Below are 21398 nucleotides of genomic sequence, written 5' to 3' on the forward strand. Positions count from 1 at the left end.
GGTCGCGAAACGCACCCCAAGGTCGTAAACCGTCAACCGTCATCGGAGACTTGGAAGGCGGCGGCACATACGCCGGCGGCACTTGCGGCGGCGGCCGGACGGGCACCGCCGGCGACGGCGACAGTGCCGCGATCTTGTCGCCCGCCTTGGCCATACTTGGCCTGACCATTCGGCTCATGTCCTTGAACCATAGCCGGAGCCCCGCGCGGATCCGGAATGGATAGGGGCTCTCGGGGAGGTCCCTGACGGGTCCCTGAATCCGCGGCGTGTCGTCCCTGGTTATCGTCGCAGCCCCTGGAGTCGGTGACTTGCGCCACTTAGCGTGACCTATATGAGCCTACGCGAGATCACCGGGACGGAAGCCAATACGGAACCGAAGTTGGAGGCGCGAACGAGCCGACCGGGCCCGGGCGGCGCCGCGGCACGGGTGGCGATCGCCATCGTGGTCATGGTGCTGAGTGCCACGGTACCAACGCTAATCATGGCCATACCGGGAGTGCAGGCACTGCTGGACGGAAAAGTCTTCGGCCGGAGCAGCGCAGGGTTGCTGGTGGTTTGTCTGGCGGTGCTCGTGATCATGTCCTTGGCGACGGCGTGCGCCTACCAGTGCACTAGGCTGCTGATCACTCGCCTGGACCACGCGCGTCTCTCAGATCTGGCAATGCGCCCGAGTCCGCGTGCACTGGCCTGGTGCCTGGGCATGATCGCCGTCGCCTTCGCGATCATGCCGATGGCCGGAGCCGTAGGCGAAGCGCTCGGCATCCCCCGAGTGGAGCCCGCCATGCCGGGCGACACGTGGTGGTCCGCGATCCTGATCCAGATCGCTCTGGGGTTCTTCCTGCAGGGGATCCCTGAGGAACTGGTGTGGCGTGGTTGGTTGTTCCGCTCACTCGGCTCCACCCGGACGGCGGCGGCCGTATCGCTACTCGCCTTCACCGTCATGCACTTGATCTCTCAGGGCGGTCAGGAGGGGTGGGGCGAGCGCGTCATTTACCTGGCCATGCCCTTCGGCTTTGGAGCGGCAGCGATGGCGGCACGCTGGGTCTCGGGCTCGACCTGGGCGGCCGTAGGCGCGCACGGCGGATTTCACCTGTCGAATCTTTTGGCGGTGAGTACCGGCGTTCCCGTTGACGAGCCAGTCACCTGGATTGTCGTCGGCTGTCTGTGGTTGGTCGCAGGGGTGATCGTGCTGCTACTTCACAAGGCTCGCGCCGGTCGGCCCCGCGCGTATGCCCGGAACACCTACGACGTCAATCAACCACAGAATCTCTGAGCCGGGAGCGCTGTCAACGGGCTTGTTTGGTTTGTTGGAGTGGGGGTGGGGTGTTGTGGGCTTGGTTGGGTTGGGTGCTGGCGGGGGTGGGGTGTGCCCGGGTGCCGCGCCGTGGGGCGGAATGTCCAGATTCGGCACTAAGGCCGTCGACGACCGCTGGGGCCGTTTCTGAAACCGCATGATTCCAACGTTCTGCCCACGGCCGTCGGCAGCGTCGGAGTCGTTTATGCCGATCCTGGACACTTTGGGCAGCCACGCGCGGGAACGAGCGCCGACGGCGGGCCGTGGGCGGACAGGCCGCGGTGAGGCCGGGCGGTCCCGGCGGCCGCGCCTGTCTCGGCCCCCTACTTGGACCGAGTCCCTCCAGTTGGACCGCGAATCTGCGGTTGGACCGCCTGAGAGCGCGTCTGGGGCCGTCCAAGCGCAGCCAGACAGTCCGAGTACAGCCGGACGGTCCAAGCAGGCGCGGGTTAGCCGGTCGAACCGCAAACAGCCACACACCCGAGACACCACCCCAACCCCCGTCTCTACACCCTTAAACGCGAAGAGCCCGTAAGTCCGGTGCGCACACGGGTTCCTTGCGGGGCGGTCGGCTCATTGGCGGTTCGCCCGGTATGTCGGCACCCACGCGGGTTCCTTACCGACAGTCGTGGGCGTGGCGGAGGTGAGTGTACGGCGTCACTGGCCCGCGCCGTCGTCGTCGGCCCGCGGCTCCCGTAGGCTGGGTGATGGTGTGCGCCGACGACGCGATCCGCACCCCGGCGCGGCCGGGGAGCGTCGTCGTCGGGGCACGAGCGAATCCGAGAAACCCCTTTTGAAAGGCGTATCAGACCTGTGGCTGAATTCATCTACCAGATGATCAAGGCGCGCAAGGCGCACGGTGACAAGGTCATCCTGGATGATGTCACCATGGCTTTCCTCCCGGGAGCCAAGATCGGCATGGTTGGCCCCAACGGTGCCGGCAAGTCCTCGATCCTGAAGATCATGGCCGGCATCGACCAGCCCTCCAACGGCGAGGCCCGGTTGTCGCCGGGCTACAGCGTCGGCATCCTGCTGCAGGAGCCGCCGCTGAACGAGGACAAGACCGTGCTCGGCAACGTGGAGGAGGGCGTGGCCGAGCTCAAGGGCAAGCTCGACCGGTTCAACGAGATCTCCGCCGCCATGGCCGACCCCGACGCCGACTTCGACGCGCTCATGGCCGAGATGGGGACCCTGCAGGACGAGCTCGACGCCGCCAATGCCTGGGACCTCGACTCGCAGCTGGAGCAGGCGATGGACGCCCTGCGCTGCCCGCCGCCGGACGCCGAGGTGAAGAACCTGTCCGGTGGTGAGCGCCGCCGCGTCGCCCTGTGCAAGCTGCTGCTGGAGGCGCCCGACCTGCTGCTGCTGGACGAGCCCACGAACCACCTCGACGCCGAGTCCGTGCTCTGGCTCGAGCAGCACCTGAAGACCTACAAGGGCGCCGTCATCGCCGTCACCCACGACCGGTACTTCCTGGACCACGTGGCCGAGTGGATCGCCGAGGTCGACCGCGGGCACCTCTACCCCTACGAGGGCAACTACTCCACCTACCTGGAGACCAAGGAGAAGCGCCTGGAAATCCAGGGCAAGAAGGACGCCAAGCTCGCCAAGCGTCTGAAGGACGAGCTGGAGTGGGTGCGCTCCTCCGCGCGCGGTCGCCAGGCCAAGTCCAAGGCGCGTCTGGCCCGCTATGAGGAGATGGCCGCGGAGGCCGAGCGCACCCGCAAGCTCGACTTCGAGGAGATTCAGATTCCGCCGGGCCCGCGCCTGGGTAACCAGGTTCTGGAGGCCACCAACCTCAAGAAGGGTTTCGATGGTCGTACGCTGATCGACAACCTGTCCTTCACGCTGCCGCGCAACGGCATCGTCGGCATCGTGGGCCCGAACGGGGTCGGCAAGACCACCCTGTTCAAGACGATTGTGGGCCTGGAGCCGCTCGACGGCGGGGAGCTCAAGATCGGCAAGACGGTCAAGCTGTCCTACGTGGACCAGAACCGCGCCGGAATCGACCCGAAGAAGACCCTGTGGGAGGTCGTCTCCGACGGGCTGGATTACATCCAGGTCGGCCAGGTGGAGATGCCCTCGCGCGCCTACGTGGCCTCCTTCGGCTTCAAGGGCGCCGACCAGCAGAAGCCGGCCGGGGTGCTGTCCGGTGGTGAGCGCAACCGTCTGAACCTGGCGCTCACGCTGAAGCAGGCCGGCAATCTGATCCTGCTGGACGAGCCCACCAACGACCTCGACGTCGAGACGCTGTCCTCGCTGGAGAACGCGTTGCTGAACTTCGCGGGCTGCTCGGTGGTCATCACCCACGACCGCTGGTTCCTGGACCGCGTGGCCACCCATATCCTGGCCTGGGAGGGCACCGAGGAGAACCCGGCCTCCTGGTACTGGTTCGAGGGGAACTTCGCCTCCTATGAGGAGAACAAGGTCCAGCGCCTGGGCGCCGAGGCCGCCCGCCCCCACCGCGTCACCTACAGGAAGCTCACGCGCGACTGAGCCGAGTCAAGCCGAGCTTGCTCGAGCTTGCGAGGCGATGGAGTCGCGTTGGTTGCGGGGCGAACACGCGCGACTGAGCCGAGTCAAGCCGAGCTTGCTCGAGCTTGCGAGGCGATGGAGTCGCGTTGGTTGCGGGGCGAACACGCGCGACTGAGCCGATGCGACACTTTGTGCCCTGTTACGACGTTTTGCACCCTGGTGTGCGGCGTTTTGCTGCACACCAGGGTGCAAAAGCTCGTAGTAGACGCTCGCGAGGGAATAACGCGGGAAGGGGAAGGCGGCCTGAGCCCGTCTCCGTCTCCCCGCACGCGTTGGCGTCGACAACCCGATAAAACGGGTGGGGCCCCGGATCGTTGAGATCCGGGGCCCCACCCGTTTCGCTGCCGGGCCGAAGCTCAGCTGGGCAGGCGGACGATCGGCGTCACTCGCGAGCCCGGGCGCGCTGGAGTGCGACCGCGCCGGCGATCAGCAGTGAGCCTGCGCCGAGTACGAGCACCAGGCTGTTGGCGCCGGTGCGGGCCAGTGAGCGGTGCGGCGACGGCGTAGAGGAGGTGGTGACGACCACGCGGCTTGTGCTGGGGGTCGCCGAGGCGGTTGCAGCCGGGCTCTCCGACTCGCTCGGGGTCGCGGAGGGCGACTCGGAAGGAGTGGCGGACTCGGTCGGCGTGGGCGACTCGCTCGGGGTCGTGGAGGGAGCAGGAGACTCGCTCGGAGTCGGGACGACCGGCACGTTGCCGCTGGCGGAGCCGCCGCCGTTGCGGAGGATCACTTCGGTCTCACGCTCCAAGGTGTTGCTGCCGAAGACCAGCGAGGCGGTGTCCGTCCACGGGCCGGCGCCGCGGAAGTTCATGGGCAGGGTGATTCGGGCGAACTGTCCCGCGGGAATTACGACCGTTCCACTGATGGTCTTGTCGGTGCAGCTGGTGACGTTCACCTGCGCGGCGGTGCCGCCGGTGGGGTCCCCCCACTCGTTGCGTCCCGTGTACGAGTGGGCGGTGGCGCTGCAGGTGAAGGTCTGGTCGGGTGAGGTGAGCTCATCACTCCAATTCAGCGTCACCGAGTCGGCTCCGGCGGCCATCTCCGGGGTGACAGTGGGTGTCTGGATGGTCACGCTGCCCGCACTGACGCCATCAGCGTCAGGTGCAGGGGCGGAGCCGAACTTGGCGAGATAACTGGGCATCTCGGTGCAGTTGCCCTCGCACACGCCGACGGGCACCTCGACGGTGGTGACCTCGCCATTGATGTTGAACGTGAGGGTCTCGGTGCTGGAAGGAGTGATCGCGCTGGTCAGCCGGGTGTCGACCCAGCCGGACAGGGACACGTCCTGGTGAGACTCGACGTAGTCGGTCAGTGTGATGACCAGGCGGCCATTCGTGCCGTCCTCATCGGCCCGGTAGGTCATGGTGGCGGCGGTTTCGCCGCTCTCGGTGTTGAGGTTCCAGGTGGTTCCGGAATCGAACCGCAGCTCGGCGGGAGTACCGATCTCATAGGTCTGACCGGCGCAGTGGCCGTTATTGAGCGTGAGGTCGAACTGTAGCTTCAGCATTTCCCAGGCGACCGCCGTGTTTTCGGCGGACACCGGTTGATCGTTTTTGAGAAGCGAGACGTCGGGGGTCTCGGTGGTGGTGGTGCACGTGTCTTCGGCGGCGCTTGCCGAGCTGATGAAAGTAGCGGGGACGATCATCACCAGGGCCAATGCCCCGAGAGCAAGTACCGCCAGAAGGTGAGAGGCGGTGCGGGAGCGCATGGGACTCCTTTCTCATGCCGTTATCGGGAGAGTGTTTTGTATCCAGGACCGTCGCGACGACTGCGCGCTCCCGCCTTCTCGTGGTGACAACCGACGTGTCAGGCAGGAGCGCGTAGGTTCGCGGCGCTAGGTCTCAATTCGGCAGCATACCCTTAACTGTGCGTCTCTAAGCGCGTTTGTGCGGCATCGCATGTAATAAGCTGTTGCGTTTATCACCAAGTCGCTAGCAACGATGTTGCGAGCAATCTCGTGTGATGTCGTTCGTGCGCACGCCCCTTGCTGCGACGTCGGCCGGCGGTCCGAGACGGTGTCGGGCGAAGATGGTGTCGGCCCCGGCCGGCGTCGGCCCGGACCGGTGCCAGGCCGAGATTGAGCCGGCCCGGACCGGTGTTGCGTCGAGACGGTGTCAGGCCGAGGGCTGCGGATCCGCGGCCTCCGGAATCGGCCCGCCGTCGTCGCCCTCGGCCACCCGAATCGCCCAGTCGCCGCTCCCGTGCGAAGTAGCCGTCGGAGTGCGGATCATGCCCTCCTGCGCGATCGTGGAGACCAGGCGCCCGGCGGAGTCGAACACCTCCGCCCGGGCCATGGAGCGCCCGCCCTGGGAAGTGGGGGAGTCCTGCACGAACAGCAGCCAATCCCCCGCGTCGACGTCGCGGTGGAACCACTGGGCGTGGTCCAGGGTGGCCAGGCTCATGCCCTCGCTGCGCCAGGACAACCCCTGACTGCGCAGCGCGGGCTCCAGCATGACCTGGTCGCACATGTAGGTCAGCAGTGCCCGATGCACCGTCTGGGTGGTGTCCGGTGGAAGCGCCCCGCGCGAGCGCACCCACAGGTGCTGGCGGCCCTCCGTCTGCTTGCCGGGGCGCAGGTAGATGTTGCCCTCCACGTGGCGGATGTCGAAGGCGGTGGTGCGTCCCAGGAACTTGGCCACCGGGTGATCGATGGAGCGGAAGATCTCCAGCGCACTGGTCAGCTCCTCCGGCGGCGGCACGTCGGGCGCCTCTAGCTGCACCTCGGTGCCCTCCTGCTGCTCCTGGAAGGAGGAGACCATCGTCAGGATCGGCGCCCCGCCCTGGGTCGTGGTGGTGCGGCGCTGGGAGAAGGAGCGGCCATCATGCATCCGCTCCACCTCGAAGCGCAGCGGTTCGCCCGGCTTGCCGCCGCGCATGAAGAAGGCGTGCACCGAGTGCGGCTGCCGGGGGCCGTCGCCGTCGTCAACCATCGTGGCGGCGGCCGCCAATAGGCCCTGTGCAACTACCTGTCCGCCGTAGATGCGTCCGGAGATCTGGGGAAGCGAGGAACCCGTGAACGCCTCCGTCCCGTCCCCCGCGCCGACCACCTCCTCAAGAGCGAGGATCCGTGTGACGGACCCGAGCGGTTCGGTGGTGGCGGGGGGAACGGGATACGGATGCGTCAAAGACCGAGCTCCTCCAGGATGGGCAGTTCGGCGCGCACCGCCTGCCGGGCCTCCTCGGCGGTCGCCGAGCTGGTCGCGATACCGGCAAGCCGCTGGCACTCGGCCAGGTCCACCGACTTCAGCACGGCGTCGACGTCGGGCAGGGCGCGGGCGGTCATGGACAGGCTGGCCACGCCCAGGCCCACCAGCACCGTCGCCAGTGCCGGGTCGGCGGCGGCCTCACCGCACACGCCCACCGGGCGCCCGTGCGGGGCGGCGCCGTCGCAGGCCTCCTTGATCAGGCGCAGCACGGCCGGCTGCCAGGCGGTGGAGAGGTCCGCCAGTGAGGACAGCAGCCGGTCGGCGGCCATCACGTACTGGGTCAGATCGTTGGTGCCGATGGAGGCGAAGTCGGCGTACTCGAACATCTTGTCCGCCATGATCGCCGCCGACGGCACCTCGATCATCATGCCGGCCGTCTGCAGGCCGTAGGAGCGGGCCTTCTCGGTGAAGGCCTTGGCCTCCTCCGCCGTGGAGATCATGGGGGCCATCACCCAAACCTTGGCGTTGGTCTCGGCCTCGGCCTTGGCCAGGGCCTCCAGCTGATGGTCAAGAACCTCCGGGTCGCGGCGGGTGGTGCGGTAGGCGCGCACGCCCAGGGCCGGGTTGGCCTCGGTGGCGTCGGTGAGGAAGGGCAGTGGCTTGTCGGCGCCGGCGTCCAGCGTGCGCACCACCACCTTCTTGCCGGGGAAGGCCGCCAGGACCGCCTTGTAAGCCTCGACCTGGTCGTCGACGCTGGGCTCCTCGGGCTGGTCCAGGAAGCAGAACTCGGTGCGGAACAGGCCCACGCCCATGGCGTTGGCCTCTGCGGCCGAGCGGGCGGCGGCGCCGTCGCCCACGTTGGCGAGCAGCTGCACCTCGTGGCCGTCCTTGGTGGCGCCGTCCCCGTTGAATACGCGCACGCGGCTGGCCAGCTCGCGGGCGCGCCGCAGCTGATCCTCGCTGGGGTCGACGACGATGGTGCCCTTGGTACCGTCCACCAGGACGATGTCACCGTCGGACAGCTGGTCGGTGACGGCGGAGCCGGTGCCGACGATAGCGGGGATGCCCAGGGCGCGGGCGAGGATCGCGGTGTGGGAGGTCGGGCCGCCCTCGGAGGTCACGAAGGCGACGACCTTCTCCGGGTCCAGCAGGGCCGTGTCGGCGGGGGCGAGGTCCTCGGCTACGAGCACGAAGGGCTCGGGCAGGCGGGGAATGCCGGGCATGGGGGAGTCGGTCAGCACTGCGACGATGCGGTCGCGCACGTCCTGAACGTCGCGCGTGCGCTCGGCCATGTAGCCGCCGAGCGACTCCAACATGGAGGCGAGCGTCCCCGCCGCTTCCCACACGGCCCGCTCGGGCACCAGGCGGCGCTCGCGGATCATGGCTTGCGCCGAGGAAGTCAGGGTCGGGTCGGCGGCCATCTGTGCGGTGGTCTCCAGCAGGGTGCGGCCGTCGCCCTTGGCCTCGGCGGCGGACAGCTCGAGGCCCTTCTTCACGGTCTGTGCGGCCGCGGCAACGCGGTCGCACTCCTTCTCGGTGTCACGGCTCGGATCCAACGTGGCGATCTCGGGTTCGGAAATGCCGGGGGCCATGCGGGCGACGGGGCCGGCGATGAGCCCGGGGCTCACGCCAATACCGGCTAGAGAGTTGGGGTTTGCGGCGGACGGGGCCATGCGGTTCTCCTCAACGGCGATGGAGATGAGTGTCACGGCTCATTGTGCACCGACTTGGGCGCTTGGGGAACGATTTTGCCATCGGATGAATGACGATTGACAGATAAGCGGCCCGCGGACCCGTCCCCTGAGCGCCCCGAACTGCGATAAAGTGACGGCGAGCACGAGGAACCCCGAGGAGCACGCATGAGTACTGCAGCTGAGATCGTCGCCGGCCTGGGTGGGCGCGAGAACATTTCCGACTTGGAGCCCTGCATCACCCGTCTGCGGGTGGAGGTAGTCGACCAGGACAAGGTCGACGAGGAGGCCCTGCGCGCCACCGGCGCCTTCGGCGTGGTCCGCTCCGGCCGCGTGGTGCAGGTGGTTGTCGGCCCGACCGCGGACACCCTCGCACAGGAGATCGCCGAACTCGACTGATTCGGCCGGTCGGCCGCCGCTTCCTTCCCGGCGGCCGACCCGCTCGGCCGCCGCATTGGGCCGCCGGGACCCGCCCAGCGTCAGCGGTGGGTGGGGATGAGAAGGAGCCCGGCCCGCCGTCGTCGGCGTGGGCGACTGGCGTTGGCACGGATCGTGTGAAACGCTTGCTGCAAGAGATGTTCTCGTCTGCCGTGCCGACCGCGCGGTCGCATCGGTGCAGCCGGCGGATCATCCCTTGAAATCACCTTCCCGCGCCCCATGCAACCGGGGACGCCCTCGCGCGCACGCGCGACCGAGCACGAGGCAACCGCCATGACCGACTCCAACGCCGCATCCGACATCCCCGACGAGCGCCTGAAGCAGCTTGCCGAGGCCCACGGGGTCTCCACCGAGTACTGGGACTACCACGGCAACCTCGCCGCGCCTTCCCGCACCACGCTGGTCGCCGTCCTGGGCGCCCTGGGCGTCAAGGCGAGTGACCCGCAGGAGGTCGAGGAGTCCCTGCGTGAGGTCGACATCGCCCCCTGGCGGCGCACCCTTCCCCCCACCGTGGTGGTGCGGGTCGGCACGCAGTCGACCATCCCCGTACACCTGCCCGACGGCGCTCACGTCCGGGTGCACATCAAGCTGGAGGAGGGCGACACCCTGCAGCTGCTGCAGGCCGACGACTGGACCGCCCCCCGCGAGGTCGACGGCGTGCTCACTGGCCAGGCCTCCTTCGTCATCCCCGACGATCTGCCGCTGGGCTGGCACACGATCATCGCCGACGTCGACGCCGGTCCGGACGGCGGCAGCTCCTCGGCGAGCGCCGCGCTGGCCGTCACCCCCGACCACCTCGACCTGCCCTCCTCCTTGGGAGGCCGCGGCTGGGGCGTCATGGCCCAGCTGTACTCCATACGCTCCCACGGCTCCTGGGGCATCGGCGACGCCGATGATCTCACCGAGCTGGTCGGCTTCCTGGGTGACGAGGGCGCCGACTTCCTGCTCATCAACCCGATGCACGCCGCCGAGCCCGTCGGCGAGATGACGCCCTCGCCCTATCTGCCGGTCACCCGCCGCTTCGTCAACCCCATCTACATCCGTCCCGAGAACATCCTGGAGGTCTCGCGCCTGTCCGGGCCGCGCCGCTCCCTGGTGCAGTGGGCGCATGAGGAGGTGGCCGAGGCCAACCTCAGCGCCGACGCCATCGACCGTGACACCGCCTGGAAGGCCAAGCGTGAGGCCCTGGAGGTCATCTTCGCCGCCGGCCGCTCCCGCTCCCGTCAGCGCGACTTCGAGCGCTTCCGCGACGCCCAGGGCGTGGGGCTGGAGCGCTTCGCCCTGTGGTGCGCGCTGATGGAGAAGTACGGCAGCTTCGCGGACTGGCCCGACAACCTCAAGGACGCCTCCAGCGCCTTCGTTGCGAACGAGGCCCGCACGCTGGCGGACCGCATCGACTTCTACGCCTGGTTGCAGTGGATCGTCGATGAGCAGCTGGGGCGGGCCCAGGCCCAGGCCAAGGCCTCCGGTATGAGCCTGGGGCTGATGGACGACCTTGCTGTCGGCGTGCACCCGCAGGGTGCGGACGTGTGGGCCGAGCCGGACGCCTTCGCCTCCGGCGTCGGGGTTGGCGCCCCGCCGGACATGTACAACCAGCTGGGCCAGAACTGGTCCCAGCCGCCGTGGGACCCCAACCGGTTGGCGGAGACGGCCTATGCCCCGCTGCGGGAGATGGTCGGCACGGTGCTGCGGCACGCGGGGGCACTGCGCATCGACCACGTGATCGGCCTGTTCCGCCTGTGGTGGATTCCCGACGGCCTGCGCGCCGATCAGGGCGCTTACGTGCGCTATGACCACGAGGCGATGATCGGCGTCGTCCTGTTGGAGGCGCACCGTGCCGGCGCCGTCATCATTGGCGAGGACCTGGGCACCGTGGAGCCGTGGGTCCGCGAGTACCTGGCCAGCCGCGGCGTGCTGGGTACCTCCGTGCTCTGGTTCGAGAAGGACGAGGACGACTGGCCGCTGGAGCCGGGCGCCTATCGGCACCTGGCCCTGTCCACCGTGAACACTCACGACCTGCCGCCCACCGCCGGCTATCTGGCCGACGAGCACGTGGCGCTGCGCGAGCGGCTCGGGCTGCTCACCGAGCCCGTCGAGCAGGTGCGCACCGAGGCCCGCATCGAGCGCGAGCGCATGCTGACGCGCCTGCGCGAGCACAACCTGCTGGCGGACAATCCCTCCGAGCGTGAGACCGTGGAGGCGCTGTACCGCTATGTGGTGCGCACCCCCTCGGCGCTGGTCGGCGTGTCACTGGTAGACGGTGTCGGCGAGCGCCGCGCCCAGAACCAGCCCGGCACCGACAAGGAGTACCCGAACTGGAAGATGCCGCTGGCGGACGGGTCGGGTGAAGTGGTGCTGATGGAGGACCTGCCGGAAAACGTGCGCCTGGCCAGCCTGCTGGGGGCCGTGCGCAACGAGTTCAATCGCTGAGGGCGGGTGGCTGCCGGTCAGATCCAGGTGAACAGGGGCGCGCCGGCCTCCACGTGTCCGCCCGCGGCACCGGTGGTGACCTGCGCGCCCTCGGCCTGGAGGGCGATGACCGGCACGATCGGGTTGCGGCCACCGGCCTCGACGGCGGCCGGGCACCAGGTGACCACGGGGTCGCCGACGGCGACGGCGTCGCCCTCGGCGACGTGCAGCGTGAAGCCGGCGCCTTCGAGTTGAACCGTGTCCAGCCCCAGGTGCACCAGGACACTGCGTCCCGCAGTGCCGGTCACGATGAAGGCGTGGGGGTGAATCTTGGCGACCGTCCCGGCGACGGGGGCGACCGCGCTGACCTCGCCTCCGCCCGCGCGGTCGGGGTCGATCGCCGCTCCTGGGCCGAGCATGCCGGTGGCGAAGACCGGGTCGGGAACATCGCCGACGGCGATCACGCGCCCGGCCAGGGGCGAGCGGACGACGGCGCTCTCCGCGTCCTCGGCGCCGGCGGCGAAGGTGCCTGCCGCATCCCCGTCCGATCCGGTCGGGATGCCAACGCCGCTCGATGCCTGAAACATGTGTGTCCTCCTTGGTTCGCCGCATGTCTGCCGTGACGGTGCGGGTCGGTCGACGGCATGCATATGGCGCCATCACCCAGTCGGCCGGAAGTGACCGGCGCTCCCGGCCATGGTAGCGGCAGGGTCACCCGCCCCGTCCTTGACAATCAGCGGCGCAGGGCTTGCACTGGAAGCGCCGGTTCGAACGCGTTCAAGGACGAGCCTCAATCTGGCCCTGATTTTCGCGGTCGGCGTGGCCATCGGCTTCGCGAGGAAGTCGGACGGCTCCACCGCCATTGCGGGCCTGTTCGGCTACCTGGTGCTCCAGGGCGTGTTCGGCGCACTGGCACCCTACTGGGGTGCGGGCGGCGAGACGCCGGCGGAGAACACCATTAACTACGGCGTGCTCGGCGGCATTGTCATCGGCATCGTGGCGGCGAGGCTGTGGCAGCGGTACTACCGCATCAAATTGCCCGACTGGCTTGCCTTCTTCGGCGGTCGCCGCTTCGTCCCGATCATCACCTCGGTGGCGGCGATCGGCGTCGCCCTGGTCATGGGGCCCTGTATCCCGCCTTCAACTGGCTCATCAACGAGCAACTGGGCGGCTGGCTGATGACGGCCGGCACGGAGGGAGGTGTTGCTGCGGCCCTGGCGATTTGGCGCAGCGCCCTGCCCGCCAAGCGCAAGGCCACCGGTGCGCTGATGATCTCCGTGGCCCTGACCGCCTTTGTCACCGGCATCACCAAGCTGCTGGAGTACGCCTTCGCCTATGTCGCCTTCCCGCTGTACGCGGTCCACGCCGTGCTCACCGGTATTCAAGACCCCCGGCCGCGAGGCGGACGACGCCGACGCCTTTGCGGCCGCCCAGGACGCCGCGGCGAAGAGCTCCGGTAAGTCCGCGGCCCATTGACCGGTGCGCGTCGCAGCCCACGTGTTTCGGGCAATCCGCTCCCCAGAGCCGCAGAGGGTCCGAGGGCGTGGAACCCGAGTCTCCGGGTTCCACGCCCTCGGCGGCACGCGCAATTGGGCCGGTGAGTATCAGCCCTCGGCGGGGCGGGCGCAGGCCTGCACGCTCATCACGCGGCGCGTGTCGTCCAGGTTCTCGCTGACGATGCGGCGGAAGGCCGCGGGCGCATCCGCGTGGGCGGCCAGCCAGCTCTCCAGCGCCGCGGCCGGGGCGACGTCGGGCAGTCCCACGGTGGCGGACGACCACAGGCGCTCCAGCAGGTTCTCGGCCATGTGGAAGGTGCGCGAGTTCCAGATGCCGTCGGCCTCCTTGACGTACTCGGAGACGTAGGGGGCCAGCAGCTCGGGGTTGCGCTCCACCATGTTGAAGCCGGCGAGCATCTTCACCTGCGTTTCATTGGGCAGGCCGGCGTTGTCCACCAGCTCGCGCCAGGCGGCGGCCTTTGCCTCCGCGGTGGGGACGGCGGCGCGTGCTTGGGCGGCGCGCTCGCGGCCCGTGGTGGTGCGGTCGCGCGCCTCCTCCGCGGCGATCTCCGCCTCGCCACACCGGCCGGCGGCGACCAGCCCCACCCGCAGCTCCCAGCGCAGGTCCTGATCCACAACCAGGCCCGGCAGGGTGGCGGATCCGTCCAGCCAGGCGGCGACGACGTCGAGCTGGGGGGTGGTGACGGCGTGGGCGGCGACGGCGCGCACCAGCTGCAGCTGGGTGTCGCTGCCAGCCTCGGCCGCGCGCGCCAGGTCCAGCAGCGTGTCGGTAGTCGATACGGCCGCATCCCGACGTGTGGCCGGGGGCAGATAGGCCGACAGGCAGGTCGCCACCCGCGCCAGCAGCCCCTGCACCACGCTCGAGTGCGTCTCGGTGCGCAGCGCGCGCAGTGCAGCAGCCAGGAAGTCCGCGGCCGGCAGCTCGCCGTCGCGCACCATGTCCCAGGCGCTGGCCACCAGCACCGAACGCGGCAGTGAGGCGGTGAAGGCGTCCACGTGCGCCAGCCCGGTGGCGAGCGAGGCGGCGTCCAGACGCACCTTGGCGTAGGTGAGATCGTCGTCGTTCAGCAGCAGGACGTCGGGGCGGACGGTGCCGACCAGCTCGGGCACCTCGGTGCGCGCGCCGGCGACATCGAGCTCAATGCGGCCGGTGCGCTCAAGGGTGGCCGGGGCCTGGGCGCCGAGCGCATAGGCGCCCAGCACCACCCGGTGGGGGCGCAGCGACGCCGGGGAGGCCGCCGGGATCTCCTGCACGATCCCCGCGGAGGTGATCACGCCGTCGGCGTTCGTGTCCAGCTCCAGGCGCAGCGTGGTCACACCCGCCTCCTGCAGCCACACGCGGGTCCAGGCGGACAGGTCGCGGCCGGAGACCCGCTCCAGCTCACCGAGCAGGTCGGCCAGGGTGGCGTTGGCGTAGGCGTGGGCCGCCAGGTAGTTCTTGATGCCGGCGAAGAAGGACTCGCGTCCCACATAGGCCACCAGCGCGGACAGCACGGAGGCGCCCTTGGCGTAGGTGATGCCGTCGAAGTTGACCTCCACATCGTGCAGGTCGTTGATGTCCGCGGCGATCGGGTGGGTGGAGGAGAGCTGGTCCTGGTTGTAGGCCCAGTTCTTCTCAAGCACCTGGAAGGTGGTCCAGGCGTCGGTCCAGCGGGTGGTCTCGGCAACGGCGAGCGTGGAGCAGTACTCGGCGAAGGACTCGTTCAGCCACAGGTCGTCCCACCACTTCATGGTGACCAGGTCCCCGAACCACATGTGTGCCAGCTCGTGGAGGATGGTCTCGGCGCGGCGCTCGACGCGTGCCTGCACCGGCCGGGAACGGAAGATGTAGTCGTCGCGGTGGGTGACGATGCCGGCGTTCTCCATGGCCCCGGCGTTGAACTCGGGCACGAAGGCCTGGTCGTACTTGGTGAAGGCGTACGGGGTGCCGAACAGCTCTTCGTAGTAGGCGAAGCCGTTCTTGGTGATCGACAGGATCTCCTCGGCGTCCATGAACTCCGCCAGGCTCTTGCGGCAGTACACGCCCAGGGGGACGGTGCGGCCATCGGCGGCCGTGTAGACGTCGGTGGCCCCGACATAGGGGCCGGCCACGATCGCCGTGATGTAGGAGCTGATGCGCTCGCAGGGCTCAAAGGCGAAGGTGTGCGTGCCTGCGGCGGCCGGCGTGGGCGCGGGGGTGGGGGAGTTGGACAACACCGTCCAGCCCTCGGGCACGGTGACGGTGAAGCGGAAGGTGGCCTTCAGGTCGGGCTGCTCGAACACGGTGTACATGCGACGGGCGTCGGGCACCTCGAACTGCGTGTACAGGTAGGTCTCGCCGTCGGCCGGGTCGGTGAAGCGGTGCAGGCCCTCGCCGGTGTGCATGTAGGCGCAGTCGGCAACCACGGTCAGCTCATTGTCCGCGCGCAGGTCCGCCAGCGCGATGCGGGAGTCAGCGAACACCCGCTCCGGGTCCAGGGCGGTGCCGTTGAGCGTCACTGCGTGGACGGCCGGGGCGATCAGGTCGATGAAGGTGGAGGCCCCCGGGGTGGCGGTGAAGCGGACCGTCGTGGTGGAGCGGAAGGTGGCGTTGGCGGGATCCGCGGCGCCGGACAGATCCAGGACGACGTCGTAGCTGTCGGTGGAGACGACGGCGGCGCGTGCCGCCGCCTCCTCGCGGGTGAGGTTCTGACCGGGCACAAAAGCTCCTTCAGTCGTAGTGGCAGATGCTCTGGGAACCGCGGTGTGGGCCGCGACGCCCCGGGCGATTGTCCCACCGCGCGCCGGGGGCCAGAAATCGTGGCAGGCGTCGTGGGCCTGAGCCGCGCTCAAGCCGACCAGAGCGATCGGTGTGATCGAATCTGGCGGGCAAAAAGATCGAAAATTGCGTCTTGCGCGAACTAGATGATCGATGCGATCATTTACGTACCCGCGCAGACCGCATCGGAGCGGAGCGCCTTCAATGAGGAAGTTGTGGTGACATGAACAATCTTCGATCCAAACCGCTAGCCGCTCTGTGTGCGGCGGCCGTGTCGATGGGCCTGCTCGCGGCCTGCACCCCCGCTGACGAGGGCGGATCCGGAGCCTCCGGTGGTGGAGCTGGTGTGGATGTCGTCTCGCTGGTGGACGCGGAGGGCAAGACGCCTATCGAGGACATCGAGGGTGAACTCGGCGAACCGACGGGCAGCTCAGACATCCGCCTGTGCTACATCACCAGGACGCTGTCCAACGAGTACTGGAGTTACGAACGCGATGGCTTCGAACAGACGGCGCAGGAGTACGGCGTCGAGTACCAGACCTATGCAGTCAACGACGAAGCATCGATCACTGAGCAGCTGGACAAGGCCCAGTCGGCGATGAAGTCAGGGTGCTCGGCAATCTTGGCGTCACCGATCTCCGCTACGGCTCTGGACTCGGTATTCGAGAGCGCTATCTCCCAGGGAATCCCGGTCATCATCCTCAACGATGCAGCCAGCAGCGTCGCGGGTACGGTTTACGTCGGGCCCGATGCGACGACCATCGGCGCCACCGCTGCGCAGTACATCGCGGAGAAGCTGCCGGATGGCGGGAAGGTCGCGATGATCGAGGGTGATCCGGGATCCTCGAATGCCCAGAATCGAGGAACTGGCTTCCGGGAGACGCTCAAGACGGACTACCCGAACATCGAACTCGTCGCATCGACCACGGCCAAGTGGGATACCGCTCTTGCCAAGGACACCGCGGCAGGCATGTTGACGGCCAACGAGGATCTGACGGCTATCTACTGTCAAAACGACACCATGGCACTGGGCGCCATGTCAGCGATCCAGGAGAAGGGTAAGCAGGGTGAAGTCATCCTCGTAGGCACCGACGGCATCCCGCAGGCGAAGACCGAGATCGCGAATGACAACGGATACACGGCGACCGTCTCCGAGCGTCCCACCACCGAGGGAACGAGTGGTGTCAAGGTGGCGCTGTGGCTGCTTGCCGGCAACAAGGTGCCGGCGTTCGTCGACGTTCCGGCGTTCGTTGTGGACAAATCGAACGTGAACGACTACCTGACCGGTATGCCGTGAGCCACCGTATCCGGAGCAGAGATCATGCGTTCTTCTGAACCGCTCCTAAAGGTTGAGGGAATCCGAAAACAGTTCCCGGGAGTGCTCGCACTCGCTGACGTATCCTTCGAGCTGCATCACGGGGAGGTCCTCACTCTGGCTGGCGAGAATGGCGCCGGTAAAAGCACCTTCCTACGTATCCTCGGTGGTTCGCTACGGCCAGACAGTGGACAACTCGCCATTGAAGGACGGGTCCGCAGCGAGTACACGCCCGAGTCTGCGCGGCATGACGGCATCGTCATCGCGCACCAGGAACCTGCCATCGTCCCTCAGCTTACCGTGGAGCAGAACATACTCATCGGGCTCGGGCGTGCCGCCCGCGTAGCCGCGGCGGGCGCCGTATCGGGAGCGATGGAAGACGTGCGGCGTATGGGGTTCGACTTCGACCGGAACCGCCTGATGCGGACATTGAGCCCGGCCGAACGTCACGCACTCACGATCGCGCGGGCCTTCGCCTTCGGGGCCAAGATTGTCGCTCTGGACGAGCCCACCACCGCCATGGTGGAACAGAATGCCGCCGCCGTCATTGATAGGGTTAGACAGCTTGCCCACGAAAAGCAGATCGGCATCCTGTTCGTCTCTCACAAGATGAACGAGGTCATGAAGATCTCCGATCGTGTGGTGGTACTCCGTGATGGGCGGGCGAGCTTCGACGAGAAGATCTCGGACACGACCTCACGTGACATCGTGCGAGCCATGGTCGGGCGCGAGCTGCTCGACTACCAGCGCCCCAAGCGGGACCTACGCGGCAACCCGATCCTGCTATCCGTCGACGCCGCCACCCATCCGAGGGGGGTCGGCCCGGTGTCCTTCACCGTGCGCGGTGGAGAAGTACTGGGCATCTCCGGACTCGTCGGCTCCGGTCGTACCGAGCTACTGCGGGCCATCATCCGTGCTGATCCCCGCACGGAGGCTAACGTGGCGATCGCCGGGCAGCCTCTGCGCATTCGTAATCCACAGGATGCGAAACGGGCGGGAATCGCGTTCATCCCGGAGGATAGGAAGAACCAGGGCCTGGTCCTGTTGACGGCCGCTTACGAGAACTTTGCACTTCCCAACGGACCGATTATGGGCTCCCGCATGGGAGTGGTCTCTCCGCGTAAGCAGACGAAGGTAGCGGAACAGCTGTCCGCGTCCGTTGGCCTGAGACCTAAGAATGTGCGGGCCAAGGCGCGGGACTTCTCCGGCGGCAACCAGCAGAAGATCGTGCTCGGGAAGTGGCTGACCACGAACGCCCGCGTCTTCCTGTTCGACGAGCCCACAAAAGGCGTCGACGTCGGAGGACGTGCCGAGATCTACACACTCATTGACGAGCTGACGCTTCAGGGTTGCGCAGTGGTCATTGTCTCCTCCGATATGCCCGAGATCATCGCCCTGAGTGACCGCGCCCTCGTCATGAAGGAGGGGCATGCGGTCGCGGAGTTCTCGGGAGAGAACATCAATGAGCAGAACCTCGTCGCGGCTGCGGTGGGCGTCGATGACGCTGCCGCCTGACGTGACCGACCGGATGGACGATGGAACGAGAACGGACATGAATAACATAAGAAGTAGAGCCACGGCGTGGCGCTCCCGCATCAACGCGCAGACCTTCACCATCGCGATCGCCGCTCTGGTGATCTATCTGGGATTCGGCATACTGAATCCCAGGTTCCTCGGGCTCGACAATCTACGCGATGTCGCGATCTCAGCGTGTGTCAACGGCCTTATCGGGCTCGGCATGACGTTCGTGATCATTACCGGCGGCATCGACCTGTCGGTCGGATCGATCGCGAGCCTGTCGGGCATGGTCAGTGCGGCCCTGATGGTTAACCAGGGGTTAAACCCATATCTGGGTTTCGTGGTAGGGCTCGTTGTTGGGGCTCTGTGCGGCTTGGTGAATGGCGTATTGGTCGCCCTCGTTCGACTGCCTCCGTTCATCGCTACATTGGGGACCATGTCGATATTTCAGGGTTTGGCGTACGTCGTTACCGACGGTCTTCCCGTGTACAACATTCCCAAGCCGTTCGTCATGATCTTGAACTCTCGGGTGATGGGAATACCGACCTCGGTCGCGGCTGTTGCCATTTGTGCGATCCTTTGCTGGTTCCTGTTGCGGCGCACCGTGTTCGGCCAGAATGTCATTGCCACGGGCGGCAGCGAGGAGACTGCCTGGCTCTCCGGAGTCAATGTAGCGCGGGTCAAGATCTGGGTTTACGTCCTGGCCGGCACACTGTCTGGACTGGGGGGAATGGTAGTTGTCGCCCGCATCTCGGCGGCGCAGTCCGAGGCCGGTGCCCCCTACCAGATGACGGCGATCGCCTCCTCAGTGATCGGCGGTGCAAACCTCATGGGTGGCGAGGGCTCGATCGGTGGAACGATCATCGGTGCCCTGATTCTCGGGGCGCTGACGAACGGCCTAGTGCTGCTGAGCGTGCCGAGCTTCTACGAACAGATCGTAACCGGACTGGTAGTCGTAATCGCGGTCACCTTCGACCAGGTCGGAAAGAACTGGCCGGCTATGAGACGCGGCACCAAGCGACCCAAGCGGTCCAGCCCGGTGCCGAGTGAACCCCAGGAGTCGGAGATGCACGGCAGTCAAACGGCGACGACGTCCGGAGCCGGTCATGATTGACGTGCCCGTGGTGGATGCGCACCACCACCTGTGTCGATTGGCCGACGGCTATCCCTGGTTGAGTGGACCGCCGATGCCGCGATATCACGGCGATGATACGCCGCTGCGCCGTGACTACCTCATCGAGGACTATCAAGCGGACTGCGCCGGAATCCCGGTGGTCGCCTCCGTGGTGATAGAGAACGGCGCCGCTTCGCCGCTGCGTGAAGCGGAGTGGATCAACGATGTGCTGTCGGGCAGTCGGAGCGTGCAGGTGGCCAAGGCCGACCTGTTGGATCCCGCTGCCCCGGCGCTTCTGGAACGGTATGCGAGCTTGTCGACTATCCGAGGGGTACGCGACATCCTCAACTGGGATCCTGACCCCTACTACACCCACCGTACCCGCGACGGCATCATGGACGAGCCGGTGTGGCGGGATAACTTCGCACAGCTCGAACCGTTGTGCATGTCGTTCGACTTGCAGGTATTCCCCGGGCAGCTGTCCGATGCCGCACGACTGGCGGACGCCTTCCCCTCCACACGGATAGTCCTTGACCACCTCGGCATGCCGATCCGTCGGGATGCGGACTACTTGAGGTGGTGGGGCGGTGGACTGCGTGATCTGGCTCGGCGCGAAAACGTGTTGGTCAAGCTCTCCGGCCTAGGAACTACCGACCACCACTGGACGAAGACGTCCATAAGGGAGCCGATTCTGACCGCGATCGATGCATTCGGAGTGGAGCGTTCCATGTTCGCCAGCAATTCCCCCGTCGACTCGCTCTACTCCGACATGTCGACTCTGTACGCGGCTTTTGATGCGACGGTGGCGGACTTCACCCGAGAAGAGCGAGGCCGGTTGTTCGCCGGCACGGCGACCGATTTCTACCGCATATAGGTGAGAGACGTCGCGGATCAACACTACACGTGTCTTACAGCACCAACAGTTTCGGCGTTTGGCGCCGACGGAATAGGAGGGGTCGAATGCAGTACTCGGCCAGAATCAATTCATACATCAAACAGGGAATGAGTGTGCCGGAGGCGCTCGCTGCGATCGCCGGCGTGGACGGCGTCGGCTATGTGGATCTCAATTATCCCGAGCACTTGGTGGGCGGAGGCGTCGGGGCCGTCAAAGAGGCGCTTTCTGCCAACGGACTGCGGCTGAACTCGATCGCTGTGAGATTCCGCAGCAAGTACCGATCCGGAGAGTTCACCGGGCCGGAGACGAATATATCCGACGACGCCTATGAGCTGGTAGGTGCCGGTGTACGGGCCGCCAGAGACCTCGGCAGTGACCTGGTCACCCTGTGGCTCGGATATGACGGCTATGACTACGCCTTCCAAAAGGACTTCGTGACGGCTACCAAGCGCCTTGTTTCCGTCTATCAGCGCTTGGCGGACGAGCACCCGGACATGCGCTTCAGCATCGAGTACAAGCCGTATGAGGAGCGCGTTCACACGATGATTCCAAGTAGCGGCTTCGTCCTCTACCTGCTTCAGTGTATTGATCGGCCCAATGTGGGTGCGACTCTGGACTTCTGTCACATGATCATGGCACGCGACTATCCCGCACACGCTGCTGCGCTCCTGCTCGCGGACGGAAGGCTGTATGGAATCCATCTAAACGACGGGTATGGGGGCAGTGACGACGGGATGATCGTGGGTTCCGTCCACCCATGGGAGACCCTATAACTTCTGCACTGGCTCA

At 67.0% G+C, this 21398-nt stretch carries 14 protein-coding genes and 1 pseudogene; 10 read left to right on the forward strand and 5 right to left on the reverse strand.

Going from position 1 to position 21398, the window contains the following annotated elements; all coding sequences use genetic code 11:
* The first annotated feature begins 331 nt into the window (after nt 1–331).
* Both ACGLYG10_RS05175 and ettA read left to right on the forward strand, forming a co-directional pair.
* The gene (locus ACGLYG10_RS05175) at nt 332–1273 is read left to right on the forward strand and encodes a CPBP family intramembrane glutamic endopeptidase (protein WP_083565551.1); all 942 of its coding nucleotides are present in this window, start codon (nt 332–334) and stop codon (nt 1271–1273) included.
* A gap of 834 nt (nt 1274–2107) precedes the next feature.
* Entirely contained in the window at nt 2108–3790 is a 1683-nt protein-coding gene (gene ettA / locus ACGLYG10_RS05180; protein ID WP_073328629.1) for an energy-dependent translational throttle protein EttA, read from the forward strand.
* Between the two features lie 421 nt (nt 3791–4211).
* On the opposite strand, the gene ACGLYG10_RS05185 is transcribed toward ettA, so the two are convergent.
* The 3 genes from ACGLYG10_RS05185 to ptsP all read right to left on the reverse strand — a co-directional run bounded on the left by ACGLYG10_RS05185 (nt 4212) and on the right by ptsP (nt 8648).
* Nucleotides 4212–5537 (reverse strand): Ig-like domain-containing protein, encoded by a 1326-nt coding sequence (locus ACGLYG10_RS05185; protein ID WP_073328632.1) that lies wholly within the window; start codon nt 5535–5537, stop codon nt 4212–4214.
* 406 nt (nt 5538–5943) lie between these two features.
* A complete protein-coding gene (locus ACGLYG10_RS05190; protein WP_073328635.1) occupies nt 5944–6954 on the reverse strand; it encodes an acyl-CoA thioesterase in 1011 nt (336 codons plus the stop codon).
* Nucleotides 6951–8648, reverse strand: coding sequence for a phosphoenolpyruvate--protein phosphotransferase (gene ptsP / locus ACGLYG10_RS05195; protein ID WP_073329280.1), 1698 nt, complete (start codon nt 8646–8648; stop codon nt 6951–6953). Before ptsP ends, ACGLYG10_RS05190 begins: the two co-directional genes overlap by 4 nt.
* 186 nt (nt 8649–8834) lie before the next feature.
* On the opposite strand from ptsP, the gene ACGLYG10_RS05200 reads away from it, so the two are divergent.
* Both ACGLYG10_RS05200 and malQ read left to right on the forward strand, forming a co-directional pair.
* Complete coding sequence (locus ACGLYG10_RS05200; RefSeq protein WP_073328637.1) at nt 8835–9065, forward strand: PTS sugar transporter subunit IIB; 231 nt, start codon at nt 8835–8837, stop codon at nt 9063–9065.
* Between the two features lie 312 nt (nt 9066–9377).
* Nucleotides 9378–11534 (forward strand): 4-alpha-glucanotransferase, encoded by a 2157-nt coding sequence (malQ, locus tag ACGLYG10_RS05205; protein ID WP_073328640.1) that lies wholly within the window; start codon nt 9378–9380, stop codon nt 11532–11534.
* Nucleotides 11535–11551: 17 nt separating this feature from the next.
* On the opposite strand, the gene ACGLYG10_RS05210 is transcribed toward malQ, so the two are convergent.
* Entirely contained in the window at nt 11552–12100 is a 549-nt protein-coding gene (locus ACGLYG10_RS05210) for a PTS sugar transporter subunit IIA (protein ID WP_083565552.1), read from the reverse strand.
* Between the two features lie 205 nt (nt 12101–12305).
* Between ACGLYG10_RS05210 and ACGLYG10_RS15575 the strand changes: the two are divergent.
* A pseudogene (locus ACGLYG10_RS15575) lies at nt 12306–12989 on the forward strand (PTS transporter subunit EIIC); the annotation flags it as partial.
* A 128-nt stretch (nt 12990–13117) separates the two neighbouring features.
* Here ACGLYG10_RS15575 and pepN read toward each other — a convergent pair.
* Nucleotides 13118–15709, reverse strand: a complete 2592-nt coding sequence (pepN, locus tag ACGLYG10_RS05225) for an aminopeptidase N (protein WP_073328645.1) — start codon at nt 15707–15709, stop codon at nt 13118–13120.
* A 404-nt stretch (nt 15710–16113) separates the two neighbouring features.
* On the opposite strand from pepN, the gene ACGLYG10_RS05230 reads away from it, so the two are divergent.
* From ACGLYG10_RS05230 to ACGLYG10_RS05250, 5 genes are all read left to right on the forward strand, one after another.
* Nucleotides 16114–17064, forward strand: a complete 951-nt coding sequence (locus ACGLYG10_RS05230) for a substrate-binding domain-containing protein (protein WP_073328647.1) — start codon at nt 16114–16116, stop codon at nt 17062–17064.
* 24 nt (nt 17065–17088) lie between these two features.
* Complete coding sequence (locus ACGLYG10_RS05235) at nt 17089–18597, forward strand: sugar ABC transporter ATP-binding protein (protein ID WP_073328651.1); 1509 nt, start codon at nt 17089–17091, stop codon at nt 18595–18597.
* The gene (locus tag ACGLYG10_RS05240) at nt 18545–19714 is read left to right on the forward strand and encodes an ABC transporter permease (protein ID WP_170866459.1); all 1170 of its coding nucleotides are present in this window, start codon (nt 18545–18547) and stop codon (nt 19712–19714) included. The genes ACGLYG10_RS05235 and ACGLYG10_RS05240 overlap by 53 nt, the downstream gene beginning before the upstream one ends.
* Nucleotides 19707–20588, forward strand: a complete 882-nt coding sequence (locus ACGLYG10_RS05245; RefSeq protein WP_073328656.1) for an amidohydrolase family protein — start codon at nt 19707–19709, stop codon at nt 20586–20588. The genes ACGLYG10_RS05240 and ACGLYG10_RS05245 overlap by 8 nt, the downstream gene beginning before the upstream one ends.
* A gap of 86 nt (nt 20589–20674) precedes the next feature.
* A complete protein-coding gene (locus ACGLYG10_RS05250) occupies nt 20675–21382 on the forward strand; it encodes a sugar phosphate isomerase/epimerase family protein (RefSeq protein ID WP_083565560.1) in 708 nt (235 codons plus the stop codon).
* The last annotated feature ends 16 nt before the right edge of the window (nt 21383–21398 follow it).

Origin of the sequence: Actinomyces glycerinitolerans (assembly GCF_900098745.1) — a bacterium.
GTDB classification, from domain to species: domain Bacteria; phylum Actinomycetota; class Actinomycetes; order Actinomycetales; family Actinomycetaceae; genus Actinomyces; species Actinomyces glycerinitolerans.